13 protein-coding genes are annotated in these 15412 nt (G+C 64.2%); all 13 read right to left on the reverse strand.

Annotated features, from left to right (window positions below; translation table 11 throughout):
• Window positions 1–90: 90 nt before the first annotated feature.
• Window positions 91–1512 (reverse strand): amidase, encoded by a 1422-nt coding sequence (locus tag IVB27_RS19430; RefSeq protein WP_247444936.1) that lies wholly within the window; start codon window positions 1510–1512, stop codon window positions 91–93.
• Window positions 1513–1638: 126 nt separating this feature from the next.
• Entirely contained in the window at window positions 1639–2574 is a 936-nt protein-coding gene (locus tag IVB27_RS19435) for a carbohydrate kinase family protein (protein WP_247444937.1), read from the reverse strand.
• On the reverse strand, window positions 2568–4217 hold the full coding sequence (locus tag IVB27_RS19440) for an FGGY-family carbohydrate kinase (RefSeq protein ID WP_247444938.1): 1650 nt from the start codon (window positions 4215–4217) through the stop codon (window positions 2568–2570). The genes IVB27_RS19435 and IVB27_RS19440 overlap by 7 nt, the downstream gene beginning before the upstream one ends.
• A 37-nt stretch (window positions 4218–4254) precedes the next feature.
• On the reverse strand, window positions 4255–5028 hold the full coding sequence (locus tag IVB27_RS19445) for an SDR family NAD(P)-dependent oxidoreductase (RefSeq protein ID WP_247444939.1): 774 nt from the start codon (window positions 5026–5028) through the stop codon (window positions 4255–4257).
• 41 nt (window positions 5029–5069) lie between these two features.
• Window positions 5070–6077, reverse strand: a complete 1008-nt coding sequence (locus IVB27_RS19450; protein WP_247350112.1) for an ABC transporter ATP-binding protein — start codon at window positions 6075–6077, stop codon at window positions 5070–5072.
• Between the two features lie 16 nt (window positions 6078–6093).
• Complete coding sequence (locus IVB27_RS19455; protein WP_247444940.1) at window positions 6094–6924, reverse strand: carbohydrate ABC transporter permease; 831 nt, start codon at window positions 6922–6924, stop codon at window positions 6094–6096.
• A gap of 3 nt (window positions 6925–6927) precedes the next feature.
• On the reverse strand, window positions 6928–7800 hold the full coding sequence (locus IVB27_RS19460) for a carbohydrate ABC transporter permease (RefSeq protein WP_247350107.1): 873 nt from the start codon (window positions 7798–7800) through the stop codon (window positions 6928–6930).
• A gap of 91 nt (window positions 7801–7891) precedes the next feature.
• Window positions 7892–9145, reverse strand: a complete 1254-nt coding sequence (locus IVB27_RS19465; RefSeq protein WP_249811648.1) for an ABC transporter substrate-binding protein — start codon at window positions 9143–9145, stop codon at window positions 7892–7894.
• A 396-nt stretch (window positions 9146–9541) separates the two neighbouring features.
• The gene (locus IVB27_RS19470; RefSeq protein WP_247444942.1) at window positions 9542–10492 is read right to left on the reverse strand and encodes a sugar-binding transcriptional regulator; all 951 of its coding nucleotides are present in this window, start codon (window positions 10490–10492) and stop codon (window positions 9542–9544) included.
• Window positions 10493–10500: 8 nt separating this feature from the next.
• Window positions 10501–11166: an HAD family hydrolase gene (locus IVB27_RS19475; RefSeq protein WP_247444943.1), complete on the reverse strand. Its 666-nt coding sequence runs from the start codon at window positions 11164–11166 to the stop codon at window positions 10501–10503.
• Between the two features lie 115 nt (window positions 11167–11281).
• Entirely contained in the window at window positions 11282–12472 is a 1191-nt protein-coding gene (gene mmsB, locus IVB27_RS19480; protein WP_247350099.1) for a multiple monosaccharide ABC transporter permease, read from the reverse strand.
• The gene (gene mmsA / locus IVB27_RS19485) at window positions 12469–14046 is read right to left on the reverse strand and encodes a multiple monosaccharide ABC transporter ATP-binding protein (RefSeq protein ID WP_247444944.1); all 1578 of its coding nucleotides are present in this window, start codon (window positions 14044–14046) and stop codon (window positions 12469–12471) included. Before mmsA ends, mmsB begins: the two co-directional genes overlap by 4 nt.
• A 230-nt stretch (window positions 14047–14276) precedes the next feature.
• Window positions 14277–15350, reverse strand: coding sequence for a multiple monosaccharide ABC transporter substrate-binding protein (gene chvE / locus IVB27_RS19490; protein ID WP_247444945.1), 1074 nt, complete (start codon window positions 15348–15350; stop codon window positions 14277–14279).
• Window positions 15351–15412 lie beyond the last annotated feature (62 nt).

Here is a 15412-nt window from a genome sequence, read left to right on the forward strand (position 1 = left end):
GATTCAGGGCTCATCCGCGGCACGATCAACACGTCCGGGCGTCGGAGGCAAGTCCTTTGCAAACAAGTCCTTTGCTGCATGCCCATCTGCTCAATCCGGCCAGCGGGACAGAAGGTCGTGCGAAGCCTCGAACAGCGCGCTCACGCGCAGCAAGTCCGCATCGCTGCGGAAGCGGCCGACGAGCTGAAGGCCGATCGGCAGGCCGTCGCGGCCGAAGCCGCTCGGCAGACTGATGGCGGGATGTCCGGTCATGTTGAACGGCATGGTCCAGGGGAACCAGTGCGGCCGGACGCTGTCAAAGTGCTTGCCGTCGATCTCGATGGTGCCGAACAAGTCTTGATCGATCGGCAGCGCGATGCGCGTGAGGGTCGGCATCGCCAGCAGGTGCCCGCGCGCAAGCAGGGATTGCACCCGGCGGAACAACGCCGTGCGCGCGAACATCGCTTCCTGATAGGCGACGCCGCTGACGTTGGTCGCAAGCGCGACCTGCTTGACGAAGGCTTCGCTGAGGTCGTCGCCGTGCTCGGCCACGAGCTTTGAAAAACGCGTGCGCCAGACCGTGTGGTTGATGGCGCGCCAGATCGGTTCGATGTCGAACCCCTCGCCGGAAAATTCCTCGAGCTCGGCACCAAGCCCGGCGAGCCGGTCGAGACTCGCCTTAAAGCCGGTGTCGACATCTGCAGCGACAGGGCGTCCGGGCGGCGACAGGCAGTACAGGATTTTCTGCCCACGCAGATCGCCGCGCGGCAGAGCGGTGCCGATGAAGTCAGGCACGGGAACGCCGATCGACCAGGGATCGCAAGAATCCTCGCCGGCCATCGCCTGCATCATCAGCGCGGTGTCGGCAACGGTTCGCGTCATCGGCGTGACATAGGTCTGGTTGCCGAAGGCATCGAGCGCCTGGCTGTGCGGGATGACGCCGTTGCTCTGCTTCAGCCCGACCACGCCGTTGCAGGCGGCGGGAATCCGTGTCGAGCCGCCGCCATCGGTCGCGATCGCAAGCGGCGCGATGCCGCTGGCAACGGCGACCGCCGCGCCGCCGCTGGAGCCGCCCGACGACCGCTCCGCGCTCCAGGCGTTGCGGGTGCGACCGAACAGCGGCGAGTCAGTCAGGCACTTGCTCCCGAATTCCGGCGTGGTGGTCTTGCCGATCAGGATCGCGCCTTGCGCACGCAGCCGCGCGACCGCCACGGCATCCTCATTCGGCACATTGTCCTTGTAGGGAACGGCGCCGAAAGTGGTCTTCACGCCTCTGGTGTTGACGATGTCCTTGACGGTGACGGGGATGCCGTGCAGCAGGCCGAGTGGTTCGCCGGCCATCATTTTGCGCTCGGCCGCGCGCGCCTCTGCCATCGCCTCGCCGCCACAGAGCGTGATGAAGCAGTTCAACTGGGGCTGGAGCGCCTCGGCGCGCGCGAGCACGGCGCTGACAAGTTCGACGGGGGAGACTTCCTTGCGGTCGATGCGCGCGCGTATTTCGGTGGCGGACAGGAAACTGAGATCATCGTTCATAGAAGGACCGCCTCGCGTCAGGATGCGCGGACCTTGCCAGCGTGCACCGATCCTGTCCATTTCGGCTTGCGCATGGCCGCAGTCCACCGAGACAACTCGGAAATGGGGCAACGCCTGACGCGCTAGCTACCAGCTCCAATTGATCTCGTGGCTCCACGGCGGATCGGCACCGGGACGGGTGCAGGTCAGGCCGGCGCAATTGGCGGCAAAGGACAGCGCACGGCGAAGCTCGTCCGCGCCGATGTCCTTCAACTCTTGTCGGGCGAGACGCCCCTGCTTGTGCAGGGCGAACAACAGCGCCGCCTGAAAACTGTCGCCCGCGCCGATGGTGTCGGCCACCTCGACCTTGGGCGCGGCGACCTCGATCTGCCCTGCCCCCGCATGCCACGCGATGGCGCCGCTGTTGCCGCGGGTGATGACGACAAGGCTCGCGCCCCGTGCGAGCAGCGTGCCGGCGCGCTGGTGAATCGGCTCGTCGCCGAACAGATAGGCGAAGTCGACGTCGGACATCTTGATGAGATCTGCGCTGTCGGCGAACTCCGCCATGCGCGCGAGATAGGCGGGCTTGTCCTTGACGAGGTTGGGCCGGGAGTTCGGATCGAAGGAGATTGTCGACAACGCCCGTGCGTCCGCGATCAGGGCCTTGGTCTCGGCGGCACCCTGGTCATTGACAAGCGTGGTCGAGCCGACATGGACGGCTTCGACGGTCGCGAATGGAATGGTGCCGCGCCGATAGGTCCAGTTCCGCGTCGCAGTCTCGGCATCGTAGAACGCGTAGTGCGACTCGCCCGCGACGATGCGAACGAAGGCGAGCGTGGTCTGGTGATCGCTGCTTGTAGCGAGAGCGAGTTCGACATTCGACACTGTCGCGTGATCGGCGATCATCTGCCCGAACAGGTCGGTCGAGATGCCGCCGACGAAGCCTGTCGGCGCGCCCAGCCGCGCTATGCCGATCGCGACGTTGAGGCAGGAGCCGCCGACGGCCGGCATTACCGCTTCGCGCCCGTCGGTGTTTCGCGTCGGGACGAAATCGATCAGCGCATCGCCGCAGGTAATCAGCATTCGCTTCGAGCTCTGGCCATCGCGGCACGGCTGCCGCAATCGACCTCGCGCAGCAGCTTGTAGACCTCGCGCTTGCGGGCGTGAAAGGCCGCGATGTCGCGCGCGGTCGGCTCGCTCTTCCGTCCCAGAGCCGACATTTTGGCCATGGTCTCGCCGATCGAGGCATAGGCGCCGCCGGCCACCGCGCCGAGCATCGCGGCGCCGAGCAGCACCGGTTCTTTGGTCTGCGGCAGCGCGACCGTGAGGCCGGTGGTGTCCGCCATGATCTGCCGCACCAGCGGGCTACGGCTCGCTCCTCCGCCCATGATCATGATGCTGGAGCGAACGCCATGCGCGGCAAAGGCCTCGATCACCTCGGCAAGCCCATAGGCGAGCCCGCACAGGCCGGCGACGAACAGCCGTTCCATCGAGGCGATATCGGTATCGAGATCGAGGCCTGCGATCACCGCGCGCGTGTCAGGATCGGCGTAGGGCGAGCGGTTACCGATGAACTCGGGAAGGACATGGACGTCGCGGGCCAGCAGCGCAGCGCGGCTTGCGCCGCCTGTGCGCGCGATGATGCGGCGCTCGAGGAACTCGATGAGGTCGACGCCCTCGCTGCGCGCCGCCGCGCTCGCTTCGGCAAAGCCGGGATGCGATTTGAGGAGATGATCGATCGCCGCGCCCGCAGCCGACTGACCGCCTTCGTTGAGCCAGAAGTTCGGCACCATGCCGGAATAGTAAGGACCCCAGACGCCAGGCACGAAGCACGGCTCCTTGGTCGTCGCCATGATGCAGGCCGACGTGCCCATGATGTAGGCGAGGCGGTCGCTGACATCGGTCGCGACGTCCGAGTCATCGCGACCGCCGATCGCGCCGATGCCGCCGGCATGCGCATCGATCAGGGACGCACCGACCGGTGTGCCCACAGACAGGCCGAGGTCAGCCGCGGCAGTGCGGGTGAGACCTGCACCCAGGCCCGTACCGGGGGCGACGATCTCGGTGCCAATCCGGGCATATTTCTCGGCCACGAAATCCGAGAGGCCGATGCGCTGAAAGAACGGCGCGCTCCAGCCGCCGCCATCATGCGCGAGGTAGTTCCATTTGCAGGTGACGGTGCAGGTCGAGCGCTGCAGCGAGCCGGTCGCGCGCCAGGTCAGGTAATCCGCCAGATCGAAGAAGTGCCCTGCAGCGTCGAAGCTCGCGCGCATGTGCCGCTTCAACCACAGCAGTTTCGGCATCTCCATCTCGGGCGAGATCGAGCCGCCGACGTAGCGCAGCACGGCGTCACCGGTTTCGTTGATCAGCCGCGCCTCAGCCGTGGCGCGATGGTCCATCCAGACGATGACGTTGCGTTGCTTGTCGCCGGAGGCACTGACCGTGACCGGCTCGCCTTGCCGGTCGAGCACCACGAGGGAACAGGTCGCGTCGAAGCCAATGCCGCCGACGCTGTCGGGCGCGATGCCAGCCTCCGCCATCGCGGCTCGCACTGATCTCACGCAGGCGTCCCAGATATCCTGGGACGACTGTTCGACGATGTCGCCGGCCTCGTGCCAGGTCCTGATCGGATGCCGTGCGATCGCCAGCAAGGTGCCGGCCTCGTCAAATACCCCTGCCCGCGTGCTCGTGGTCCCTACGTCGACGCCGATATACGCTCGCGGCATTGTCGCTCCCGGTCGCTTCGTCAATTTTGACGCAAGCCTACCAGCAAGTGTAGCCGCCATCCACCAGCACAATACTGCCGGTCATCAGGCTCGCCGCCTCTGAGGCAAGGAACAGTACGACGGCGGCGATCTCATCGACCTGCCCCATCCGCGCCATCGGGGTTCCACCAATCCAGGCATCGTACATTCTCGGATTGCTCTTCACGAAGGCGTTGAGGGGCGTCTCGATATAGGTCGGCGCCACCGCGTTGACGCGGACGCCGCGCGCGCCCCACTCGGCGGCCAGCGATTTGGTGAGATGGTGCACCCCTGCCTTGGAGGCATTGTAGAAGCACTGCTCCTGCGGCTTGTTGACGATGAAACCCGACATCGAGCCGACATTGACGATGGCGCCGCGCTTGGCGTTGAGCATGTGCTTGCCGAACTCTCGGCAGCACCAGAAGGTGCCGTTGAGATTGACGTCGATCACATTGAGCCAATGCTCGTCGGTCACGGTCTCCGCCGGCGTCTCGCTGCGGGCAATGCCGGCATTGTTGACGAGGATGTCGACGTTGCCATAGCGGGCAACGAGGTCGCTCGCGACCTCCGCGATGCGCCTGGTGTCGGTCACGTCCATGATCGCCGTCTCGGCGTCGTAGCCCTTCGCCTTCAGGCTCTCTTTCGCGCTGTCGGCGACCTTGCTGTCGCGATCGCCGATGACGACCCTGGCGCCGGCTTCAGCCAGCGCCTCGGCGCAGGCGAACCCGATGCCCTGCCCGCCACCCGTGATGAACGCGGTCTTGCCAGTCAGCTTGAATTTTTCCAGGTACATGGTGGTATTTCCGTTTCTTTGCCGTTTCTTGCGGTCTCTTGTCAGCCTCGAATGGCGTTGCCGCTCGCGTCGAAGCGATGGATGCGTGCGGGGTCCGGCACCAGCGACACGTGGTCGCCGGCGTGCAGGCTCAATTCACCGATGTAGCGCGCCGTCAGCATCCCGAGCTCACCGGCATCGACATAGAGGAAGGTGTCGCTGCCGAGATGCTCGGCGACCGCGATCGTGCCCTGCCAGCCGCCAGTGCCGTCGCGTTCGATCTTGAGATGCTCAGGCCGTACGCCGATCGTTGCTGCGCCCTTCTGCAAGGCGTGCCCGCCGGTGACGAAGTTCATCTTGGGCGAGCCGATGAAGCCGGCGACGAAGAGGTTGGCCGGCTTCTCGTAGAGATCCAGCGGCGAGCCATATTGCTCGATCTTGCCGCCGTTGAGCACCACGATCTTGTCGGCCATGGTCATGGCTTCGACTTGGTCGTGGGTGACATAGATCGCGGTAGTGCCGAGCTGCTTCTGGAGCCGCGTCACCTCGATGCGCATTTGCACGCGCAGAGCCGCGTCGAGGTTGGAGAGTGGCTCGTCGAACAGAAACGCCTTGGGTTCGCGGACGATGGCGCGCCCAATCGCGACGCGCTGGCGCTGGCCACCGGAGAGCTCGCGCGGCTTGCGGTCGAGATAGGGCGTGAGGTTCAGCGTCGCGGCGGCAGCCTCGACCTTGCGGTTGGTCTCGTCCTTGGAAAGGCCCGCCATCTTCAGGCCGAAGCCGATATTGCCGCGCACGCTCATATGCGGATAGAGCGCATAGGATTGGAACACCATGGAAAGCCCACGCTTGGCGGGCGGCGTGTCGACGACGTTCTTGCCGTCGATCAGAATCTTGCCGCCGCTGACATCTTCAAGCCCGGCGATCAACCGCAGCAGCGTGGTCTTGCCGCAGCCCGAGGGACCTACGAACACCACGAACGACCCGTCGGCGATTTCAAGGTCCGCACCCTTGATGATGTGCACGGGACCGAAGGATTTTTGCACGTCCTGAAGTGTGATCTGACCCATGATCCGGCAGCCCTTCTTACTTTACCGCGCCAAAGGTGAGCCCGCGTACGAGCTGCTTCTGGCTGAACCAACCGAGGACGAGAATGGGCGCAATCGCCAGCGTCGAGGCCGCCGACAGCTTTGCCCAGAACAGCCCTTCCGGGCTCGAATAAGACGCGATGAACGTGGTGAGCGGCGCGGCGTTCGAGGTCGACAGATTGAGCGTCCAGAACGCCTCGTTCCAGGCCAGGATCAGGTTCAGCAGCATGGTCGATGCGAGCCCTGGGATCGCCATCGGCGTCAGGACATAGATAAGCTCGCGGCCTATTGTTGCGCCGTCCATGCGCGCGGCTTCGAGGATGTCGCGCGGGATCTCCTTGAAATAGGTGAACAGCATCCAGATCACGATCGGCAGATTGCCGAGGCACAGGATGAAGACGAGGCCGATGCGGGAATCGAGCAAGCCGAAGGTCTTGTAGATCAGGTAGATCGGAACCAGCACGCCGACCGGTGGCATCATCTTGGTCGAGAGCATCCAGAGCAGGATGTCCTTGGTGCGCTTGGTCGGCGAGAACGCCATCGACCAGGCCGCGGGGATCGCTATCAAAAGCGCAATGAGGGTCGAGCCGCCGGCGATGATGATCGAGTTCAGCGCGTGGTGAAAATAGTCGCTGCGCTCCTGCACGGTCGCGTAGTTCTCGGTGGTCCAGTGGAAGAACAGGAAGGATGGTGGAATCGCGAAGGCCTCAAGTTCGGTCTTGAAGCTCGCCAGCACCATCCAGAGGATCGGGAAGAAGATCAGGAACCCGAAGAACCACGCCCCGATTGTCGAGACCGCCACCCGCCGCCTCGTCGCCATACGCGCCATGTCTCATGCCTCCAGATTGCGGCCGACGATGCGGACCAGGAAGAAGGCAACGACGTTCGCGATCACCACAGCGACGAGGCCGCCCGCCGAGGCGGTGCCGACATCGTACTGGATCAGTGCCTGCGAATAGATCAGGAAGGCGATGTTGGTGGTCGACAGTCCCGGGCCGCCTCCCGTGGTGACGTAAATTTCAGCAAAGACGGTGAGCAGGAAGATCGTCTCGATCAGGATCACCACCGTGATGGGACGCGCGAGGTGCGGCAACGTAATGTAGATGAAGGTCGAGACCGCGCTGGCGCCGTCCATTTCGGCGGCTTCCTTCTGCTCCTCGTCGAGCGACTGCATCGCAGTGAGCAAAATCAGCGTCGCGAACGGCAGCCATTGCCAGGACACGATCAGGATCACCGCAAGCAGCGGCATGTCGTTGAACCAGTCGATCGGCGTCAGCCCGAACACCGAGGCGATCCAGGCAAACAGCCCGGATACCGGATGCATCAGCAGGTTCTTCCAGACCAGCGCGCTCACCGTCGGCATCACGAAGAACGGCGCGATCACCATCAACCGCACGATGTTGAGGCCGATCACGGGCTGGTCGAGCAGCAGCGCCAGCGGAATTCCGAGCAGGACGGTCAGCGCCAGCACCGAGCCGACCAGCACCAGCGTGTTCTGGAGCGAAGCGAGGAACGCGGGATCGGTGAGGAAGTAGCGGAAATTTTCCAGCCCGACGAATGATTCCGAGCCGGGATCGAGCAGACTGTAGTGCAGCGTCGAGAAATAGAGCGTCAACGCGAGCGGGACGATCATCCAGATGAAGAGCAGCCCGACCGCAGGCGTCAGGAGCGTCCGTGCGAGAAGCTGCGTCTGCCGGGTTGCCATTCTTGGCTTCTCCGCTTGCGGGAAGAAGGCGGCCATCCATCCCGAGCGGGTGGATGGCCGCAAGTCTGAGCTCAGGAGGGAGAGCTCGGGTTCACTTGATGTAACCGGCCCGCTTCATCTCGCGCTCGGTTGCGGACTGCGCGGCGGCGAGCGCGGCATCGACCGTCATCGAGCCCGCAAGCGCGGCCGAGAACTGCTGGCCGACCTGCGTGCCGATGCCCTGGAATTCGGGGATCGCCGCATATTGCACGCCGACGTAAGGCACCGGCTTCACGGTCGGCTTGTTCGGATCGGCCGCATCGATCGAGGCCAGCGTCAGCTTGGCGAATGGGGCGACCTTCAGATAATCCGGGTTCTGGTAGAGCGAGGTTCGCGTGCCCGGCGGCACGTTGGCCCAGCCTTCCTTCGCGGCGACGGTCTTGGTGTAGTCCTTGCTGGTGGCCCAGGCGATGAACTTCTCGGCGGCTTCTGCCTTCTTCGAGCCGGCGGGGATTGCGAGACTCCAGGCCCACAGCCAGTTGGCGTTCTTGCCGAGCCCGGTGTTGGGCGCCAGCGCGAAGCCGACCTTGTCCGCGACCTTGGAGTCCTTCGGGTTGGTGACGAAGGACGCCGCGACCGTGGCGTCGATCCACATCGCGCACTTGCCGGCATTGAACAGCGCGAGGTTCTCGTTGAAGCCGTTCGAGCTCGCACCGGGAGGGCCGGCCTGCTTCATCAGGTCGACATAGGTCGACAGCGTCGCCTTCCATTCCGGGGTGTTGAACTGCGGCTGCCACTTCTCGTCGAACCAGCGCGCGCCGTAGGAATTGGCCATGGCGGAGAGGAACGCCATGTTCTCGCCCCAGCCGGCCTTGCCGCGCAGGCAGATGCCATAGACGCCGGCGCTCTTGTCAGTGAGCTTCTTGGCAGCGTCGATGACGAAATCCCAGGTCGGCTTTTCCGGCATCTTCAGGCCGGCCTTGTCGAACAGGTCGGTGCGGTACATCACCATCGAGCTCTCGCCGTAGAACGGTGCGGCATAGAGCTTGCCATCGACGGAGACGGCATCCTTGATCTTGGGCAGGAGGTCGGCGACGTCGTAATCGGCGCCGAGATTGGCGAGCGGCACCAGCCACCCCTTCTTGGCCCAGATCGGCACCTCATAAGTGCCGATGGTGAGCACGTCGAACTGGCCGCCCTTGGTGGCGATGTCGGTGGTGACGCGCTGGCGCAGCACGTTCTCCTCAAGCGTCACCCATTTCACGGTGATGTCGGGGTTCTTCTTGGTGAATTCAGCCGTCAAACCCTGCATGCGGATCATGTCGCCGTTGTTCACGGTGGCGATCGTCAGGGTCGTTTCGGCCATCGCGGGGACGGCCAGCAACAGGCAAGACGCGCCGCAGACGGCGCCGAGGACGTGTTTCACGGGTGACCTCCCTAGGATCGCGCTTTTGAGCATATGCCCACGCGTTGGGCGTATGTTCAACTGAGGGCGGACCGTTGTCAAGCAGGCGCGAGGGCGTTCGCGCAACTTATGAGTGCTGCGGTGCGGGAGATGGTGTCGTTTGCCGCGAGTGGGGTGGCCGTTGCTCGAGCCGAGCGCACGCAACTTGCTCCACGTTCCCCGCTTCCGGGAGAAGTCGTATCGCATCGAAGATGCGATACGGGTGAAGGCTTTCTCCTCTTGGGCAGTCTTGCCAGCGGAGAGACCCTCTCCCCCAAGCGGGAGAGGGAGAGCAGCGGCGCTGTCGCTAGCTCTGCCTCAGCGTTCCAGAATCGCCCTTGCGGTCGTCTCGTCGGTAATGAGCCCGTTGATCAACCGCCCGTTCAGCGCCGCCGCGATCGCCGCCACCTTGGCCGCACCGACCGCGGCGCCGATCGTCGTGGTCTTCGCCGGCACTTCCGGCGGAATGCTGGTCAAGCGTTTGTTGGTGCCGGCTTTGAGCAGGCGGCCCTTGGAATCATAGGCCCAGCCGGTGATTTCGCCGATCGCTCCTTGCCGCATCATCTCGAACAATTCATCGCGGGTGACGAAGCCGTCGACGTGGACCTGCGCCTTCTGGTCCATCTGGCCGATGCCGACGAGGCGCAAATCCGCCTTGCTCGCGACCGCCTTTACCTTGGCGATCGGCTCGATCCGCACCATCTTGTTGCGCTCGTCCTCGGACGACATCAGGAACGGCAGCGGCATCGGATAGTGCCGCGCGCCGGTGCGATCGGCGAGCCGGCCGACAGTATCGTAGAAGCTCGCAGAACCGTCGGCGGAGATGTTGCCGACCAGCGAGACGATCTGGTGGTTGGGCCGGTCGATCGGCGTGACGCGCTCGACCGCGGCGCGCACTGCCCGGCCCGTGCCGAGCGCGACGATGACGGGCGTCTCCGAACGCAGCGTGGCATCGAGCAGATTGGCGCAGCGTTCGGCAATGCCCGCTGTGGCCTGCGGCGCCGCCGGATCGGCCGGCACCACCTCGCAATGGACGAGATCAAACCGTTCCTTCAGCCGCGCCGCAAGTTCCATGCAGGCTGCGATGGGATGTTCGAGCCGGAAGGTAATGAGCCGCTCGGCGAGACACAGCGAGACCAGCCGCTGCGCCGACGCGCGCGAGACCTGGAGCATTTTTGCGATTTCGTCCTGGGTGTGACCGGCAATGAAATAGAGCCAACCGGCACGTGCGGCGTCATCGAGCCTGGACTTTTCGTTCTCAGCGGCCATGGCGGGCGTCAGGCGTCCTTCCAGAGATCGATCATGCGCGCGAACACCCGGTCGGCCCCCGCACCCGACAATATAGCCTGCCCGTCGCGGCCGCGATAATGGCTGCCGCCGACAAATCCCCAGACGGTCATGCCGGCCGCCTTTCCCGCCTGCACGCCGCTGGCGCTGTCCTCGATCACCAGCGTGCGCGCGGGCTCCGCACCCATCTTCGCCGCCGCGTGGAGAAACAGATCGGGCGCTGGCTTGCCGTGCCTGACCATCTGCGCGGTGTAGACCCGATCGCCGAAATGCGCCCGCAGGCCGGTGACGTCAAGAGACAACGAGACGCGGTCGATGTCGCTGGACGACGCCACGCAAAACGGCGCGCGCAAATCGAAGATCACATCGGCGACGCCGGGAATTGGTTGAAGCGCACCCGCGAACGTCGTCAGTACGTGCGACTTCAAGCGCGGCAGAAAGCCCTCCGACACGGCCTGTCCGAGATCCCGATAATGCTGCTCGACCGCCTTGGTGCTGCGCCCGAGGAAGAGTTCGAGCGCCTGCTCTACGCTGAGCGTGATGCCGCATTCGGCCAGCACGTCGGACAAGCAGCGACAGCTCAACAGCTCACTATCGACCAGTACGCCGTCGCAGTCGAAGATGATCAGATCGGGTTTTGGCCGGCCCTGGTCCATCTGGCCATTCGATCATATACCCAACTCTTGGGCAATAGCTCAGCAACGGGCAACCCTCCGCAGGCAATGCCGCGGCAGGAAACCGTAGCCCGGGCTCCATCCCGGCTGCGCGGCGTCACCTGCGCTGATTATACACGTCGATGCACACCGCCCCGAGCAGCACCAGGCCCTTGATGACCTGCTGGTAGTCGATGCCAATGCCGAGGATGGACATGCCGTTGTTCATCACGCCCATGATCATGGCGCCGACCACGGCGCCGCCGACGCGGCCGACACCGCCATAGGCCGACGCGCCGCCGATGAAGCAGGCGGCGATGACGTCGAGCTCGAAGCCGAGACCGGCCTTGGGCGTTGCGGTGTTGAGGCGCGCGGCGAAGACGAGGCCGGCAAGCGCGGCAAGCACGCCCATGTTGACGAAGGTGAGGAAGGTCAGCCGCTCCGTCTTGATGCCCGACAGCTTTGCGGCTTTCGCATTGCCGCCGACCGCGTAGACCTGCCGACCGATCACGGTGCGGCGGGTGACGAAGCCGTAGAGCGCGATCAGCGCGGTCATGATGACCAGCACGTTCGGCATGCCGCGATGCGAGGCGATCAGATAGGTGAAGTAGAGCACGGCGCAGGCCAGGAGAATGCTCTTGCCGAGGAAGAACGCGTAAGGCTCGACCTCGATGCCGTGCAACTGCTCGCGCGAGCGACCCTTGGCGCCGGCATAGACGAGGCCGAGCGCGAGCACGGCACCGATCAGCATGGACGTCGGATGCAGCGTGCCCGCCTCGGGCAGCATCTCCGGAATGAAGCCCGACGACAATTTCTGGAAGGTCGCCGGAAACGGTCCGAGCGACTGGCCCTGCAACACCGCGAGCGCAAGTCCCTTGAACACCAACATGCCGGCCAGCGTCACGATGAAGGACGGGATCTTGAAATAGGCCACCCAATAGCCCTGCGCGGCGCCGATCGCCGCGCCCAACAGCAGGCAGGCGATGAAGGCGAGCGTGTAGTCGATCTTGTACGTCACCATCAGCACGGCGGCCACCGCGCCGACGAAGCCCGCGACCGAGCCGACCGAGAGGTCGATATGGCCGGTGACGATCACCAGCAGCATGCCCAGCGCCATGATGACGATGTAGCTGTTCTGGAGCACCAGATTGGTCAGGTTGAGCGGCTGCAGCAGCGTGCCGCCGGTCATGACCTGGAAGAACAGCATGATCGCGATCAGCGACATCAGCATGCCGTAATTGCGCAAATTGTTCTTGATGAAGCTGCCGTGCCGGCGCTCCTCGGGCAGCGATACCGTCTTGTCGGTCATGGCTGCGATCCTCCCATCTCCGCGCCCGCAAGGACGCTGCTTCCATAGTTTCTATCGTTGCGCATGATGGCGCGCATGATCTTTTCCTGCGTCGCTTCAGTGCCCGGGAACTCGCCGACGAAGGCGCCGTCGTTCATGACACAGATGCGGTCGCAGATGCCGAGGAGCTCGGGCATCTCCGAGGAGATCACCACCACGCCGCGGCCGGCTTCCGCAAGCTCGTTGATGATACAGTAGATCTCGTATTTGGCACCGACGTCGATGCCCCGCGTCGGCTCGTCCAGGATCAAGACCTTGGGGTCCGTCATCAGCCATTTCGACAGCACGACCTTCTGCTGGTTGCCGCCGGAGAGCTGGCCGGTCTCCTGGTAGACGTCCGAGCAGCGGATGCGCATCCGGTTGCGATAGTCGCTGGCGACCTTCAGCTCGGCGATGTCGTCGATCACCCGGCGAGGCGCGACCTGGTCGAGGCTTGCGAGCGTGATGTTCTTGCGAACGTCGTCGGCGAGGATCAGCCCGAGCTGCTTGCGGTCCTCGGTGACATACGCAAGACCCGCGTCGATCGCGGCCGCGACGTTCGGCAGCACGATCTCATGGCCCTCGAGCCGGATGCGACCGCTGATGGCGGTGCCCCAGGACCGACCGAACAGACTCATGGCGAATTCAGTGCGGCCGGCGCCCATCAATCCGGCAATGCCGACGACCTCGCCGCGCTTCACGCCGAAATCGATGTTCTTGATCACCTGCCGCTCGGGATGGATGGGGTGATAGACCGACCAGTTCTCGACGGTGAGGACGGGCTCGCCGATCTCTGCGCTACGCTCCGGGAAACGGTGGGCGAGATCGCGGTTGACCATGCTGCGGATGATGCGGTCTTCCTGGATCGGCTCGGCGCGGCAGTCGATGCCGTCGACGGTGCGGCCGTCGCGCAGCACGGTGATGTGGTCGGCGACGCGGGCGACCTCGTTCAGCTTGTGCGAGATCAGGATCGAGCCGATGCCCTGCTCGCGGAAGGCCACGAGACGTTCGAGCAGCGCGGCACTGTCAGCCTCGTTGAGGCTGGCGGTGGGCTCGTCCAGGATCAGCATCCGCACCCGCTTGGACAGGGCCTTCGCGATTTCGACGAGCTGCTGCTTGCCGACGCCGAGATCGGTGATCAGCGTATCCGGCGATTCCTTGAGGCCAACCTGCGCGAGGAGTTCCCGCGTGCGCCGATACACCTCGTCGCGATCGACGACGCCGAGTCTTGAAGGCGGATGCGACAGGAAGATGTTTTCGGCAATCGACATCAGCGGGATCAGCGCCAGCTCCTGATGGATGATGATGATGCCGAGCGCTTCGGAATCGTTGATGTCGCGAAAGCGCCGCTCTTCGCCGTCGAAGACGATGGTGCCCTCGTAACTGCCAGCCGGATACACGCCGCTGAGCACCTTCATCAACGTCGACTTGCCGGCACCATTCTCACCGACGAGGGCGTGGATCTGCCCGGCATCAACCGAGAAGTTGACGTCGCGCAGCGCCTGCACGCCGGAAAAGCTCTTGCTGACGTTGCGCATCTCCAGCATTGCGGCCATCGTCGTTGTCCCTTGTTCAACCTCTCCCCATCTTGCGGGGATGATATCGCGGCATCCACATCGTCATTGCGAGCGCAGCGAAGCAATCCAGACTCTCTCCGCGGCGGAAGACTGGATTGCTTCGCTGCGCTCGCAATGACGGAGTGCATAGCAATCACTGCCCGTAGGGAGATGGCCCCTCACCCCGCCCTCTCCCCGCGAGAGCGGGGCGAGGGCGAAGGAGAAAAGTCTTACTGGAATTGTGACTTCTTGTAGTAGCCGCTGTCGATCAGGACCTTCTCCCAATTGTCCTTATAGACCACGACCGGCTTGAGCAGGTAGGACGGCACGGTCTTGGCGCCGTTCTCGTAGGTCTTGGTGTCGTTGACGGTGACCTGCTTGCCGGCAAGCGCGGCGTCGACCATGTCGGCGGTCACCTTGGCGAGATCGCGGGTGTCCTTGAAGATGGTCGAATACTGGTCGCCGCGCAGCATCGCCTTGATCGAGGGCACCTCGGCATCCTGGCCCGAGATGACAGGCATCGGCTGGCCGGCGCTGCCATAACCGACGCCCTTCAGCGAGGAGATGATGCCGATCGACAGGCCGTCATAGGGCGACAACACCGCGTTGACCTTCTTGTTGCCGTAGTAGGCGCTGAGCAGATTGTCCATGCGAGCCTGCGCGGTGGCGCCGTCCCAGCGCAAGGTCGCGACCTTGTCCATGCCCATCTGGCCCGAAGCCACGACGAGCTTGCCGCTGTCGATGTACGGCTTCAGCACGCTCATCGCGCCGTTGTAGAAGAAGTAGGCATTGTTGTCGTCGGGCGAGCCGCCGAACAGCTCGATGTTGAACGGACCCTTGCCATCCTTGAGGCCGAGGCCCTGCACGATCGACTCGGCCTGAAGCACGCCGACCTGGAAATTGTCGAAGGTCGCGTAATAGTCGACGTTCGGCGTGCCGCGGATCAGGCGGTCATAGGCGATCACGGTGATGCCCTTGGCCTTGGCCTGCTTGAGCACGTCGGAGAGCGTGGTGCCGTCGATCGCGGCGATCACCAGCGCTTTCGCGCCCTTGGTCACCATGTTCTCGACCTGCGAGAGCTGGTTCGGAATGTCGTCCTCGGCATATTGCAGGTCGGTGTTGTAGCCGCGTTCCTTCAGCACCCTGACCATGTTGTTGCCGTCGTCGATCCAGCGCGCCGACGATTTGGTCGGCATGGCGATGCCGACCGTTGCTTTGTCCTGGGCTGAGGCGGTGACGTCCGCGGCCATCGTCGCAGCGCCGGCCAGCGCCAGCGCGAGGAATGTCGTCTTCAGTTTCAGCATGTTTCACTCCCTTATGGTGTCAGACTGTTTCTTGGCTTCGTCGAGAACGTGGCGATGAGCTG

The organism is Bradyrhizobium sp. 197 (assembly GCF_023073375.1).
Lineage (GTDB): Bacteria > Pseudomonadota > Alphaproteobacteria > Rhizobiales > Xanthobacteraceae > Bradyrhizobium.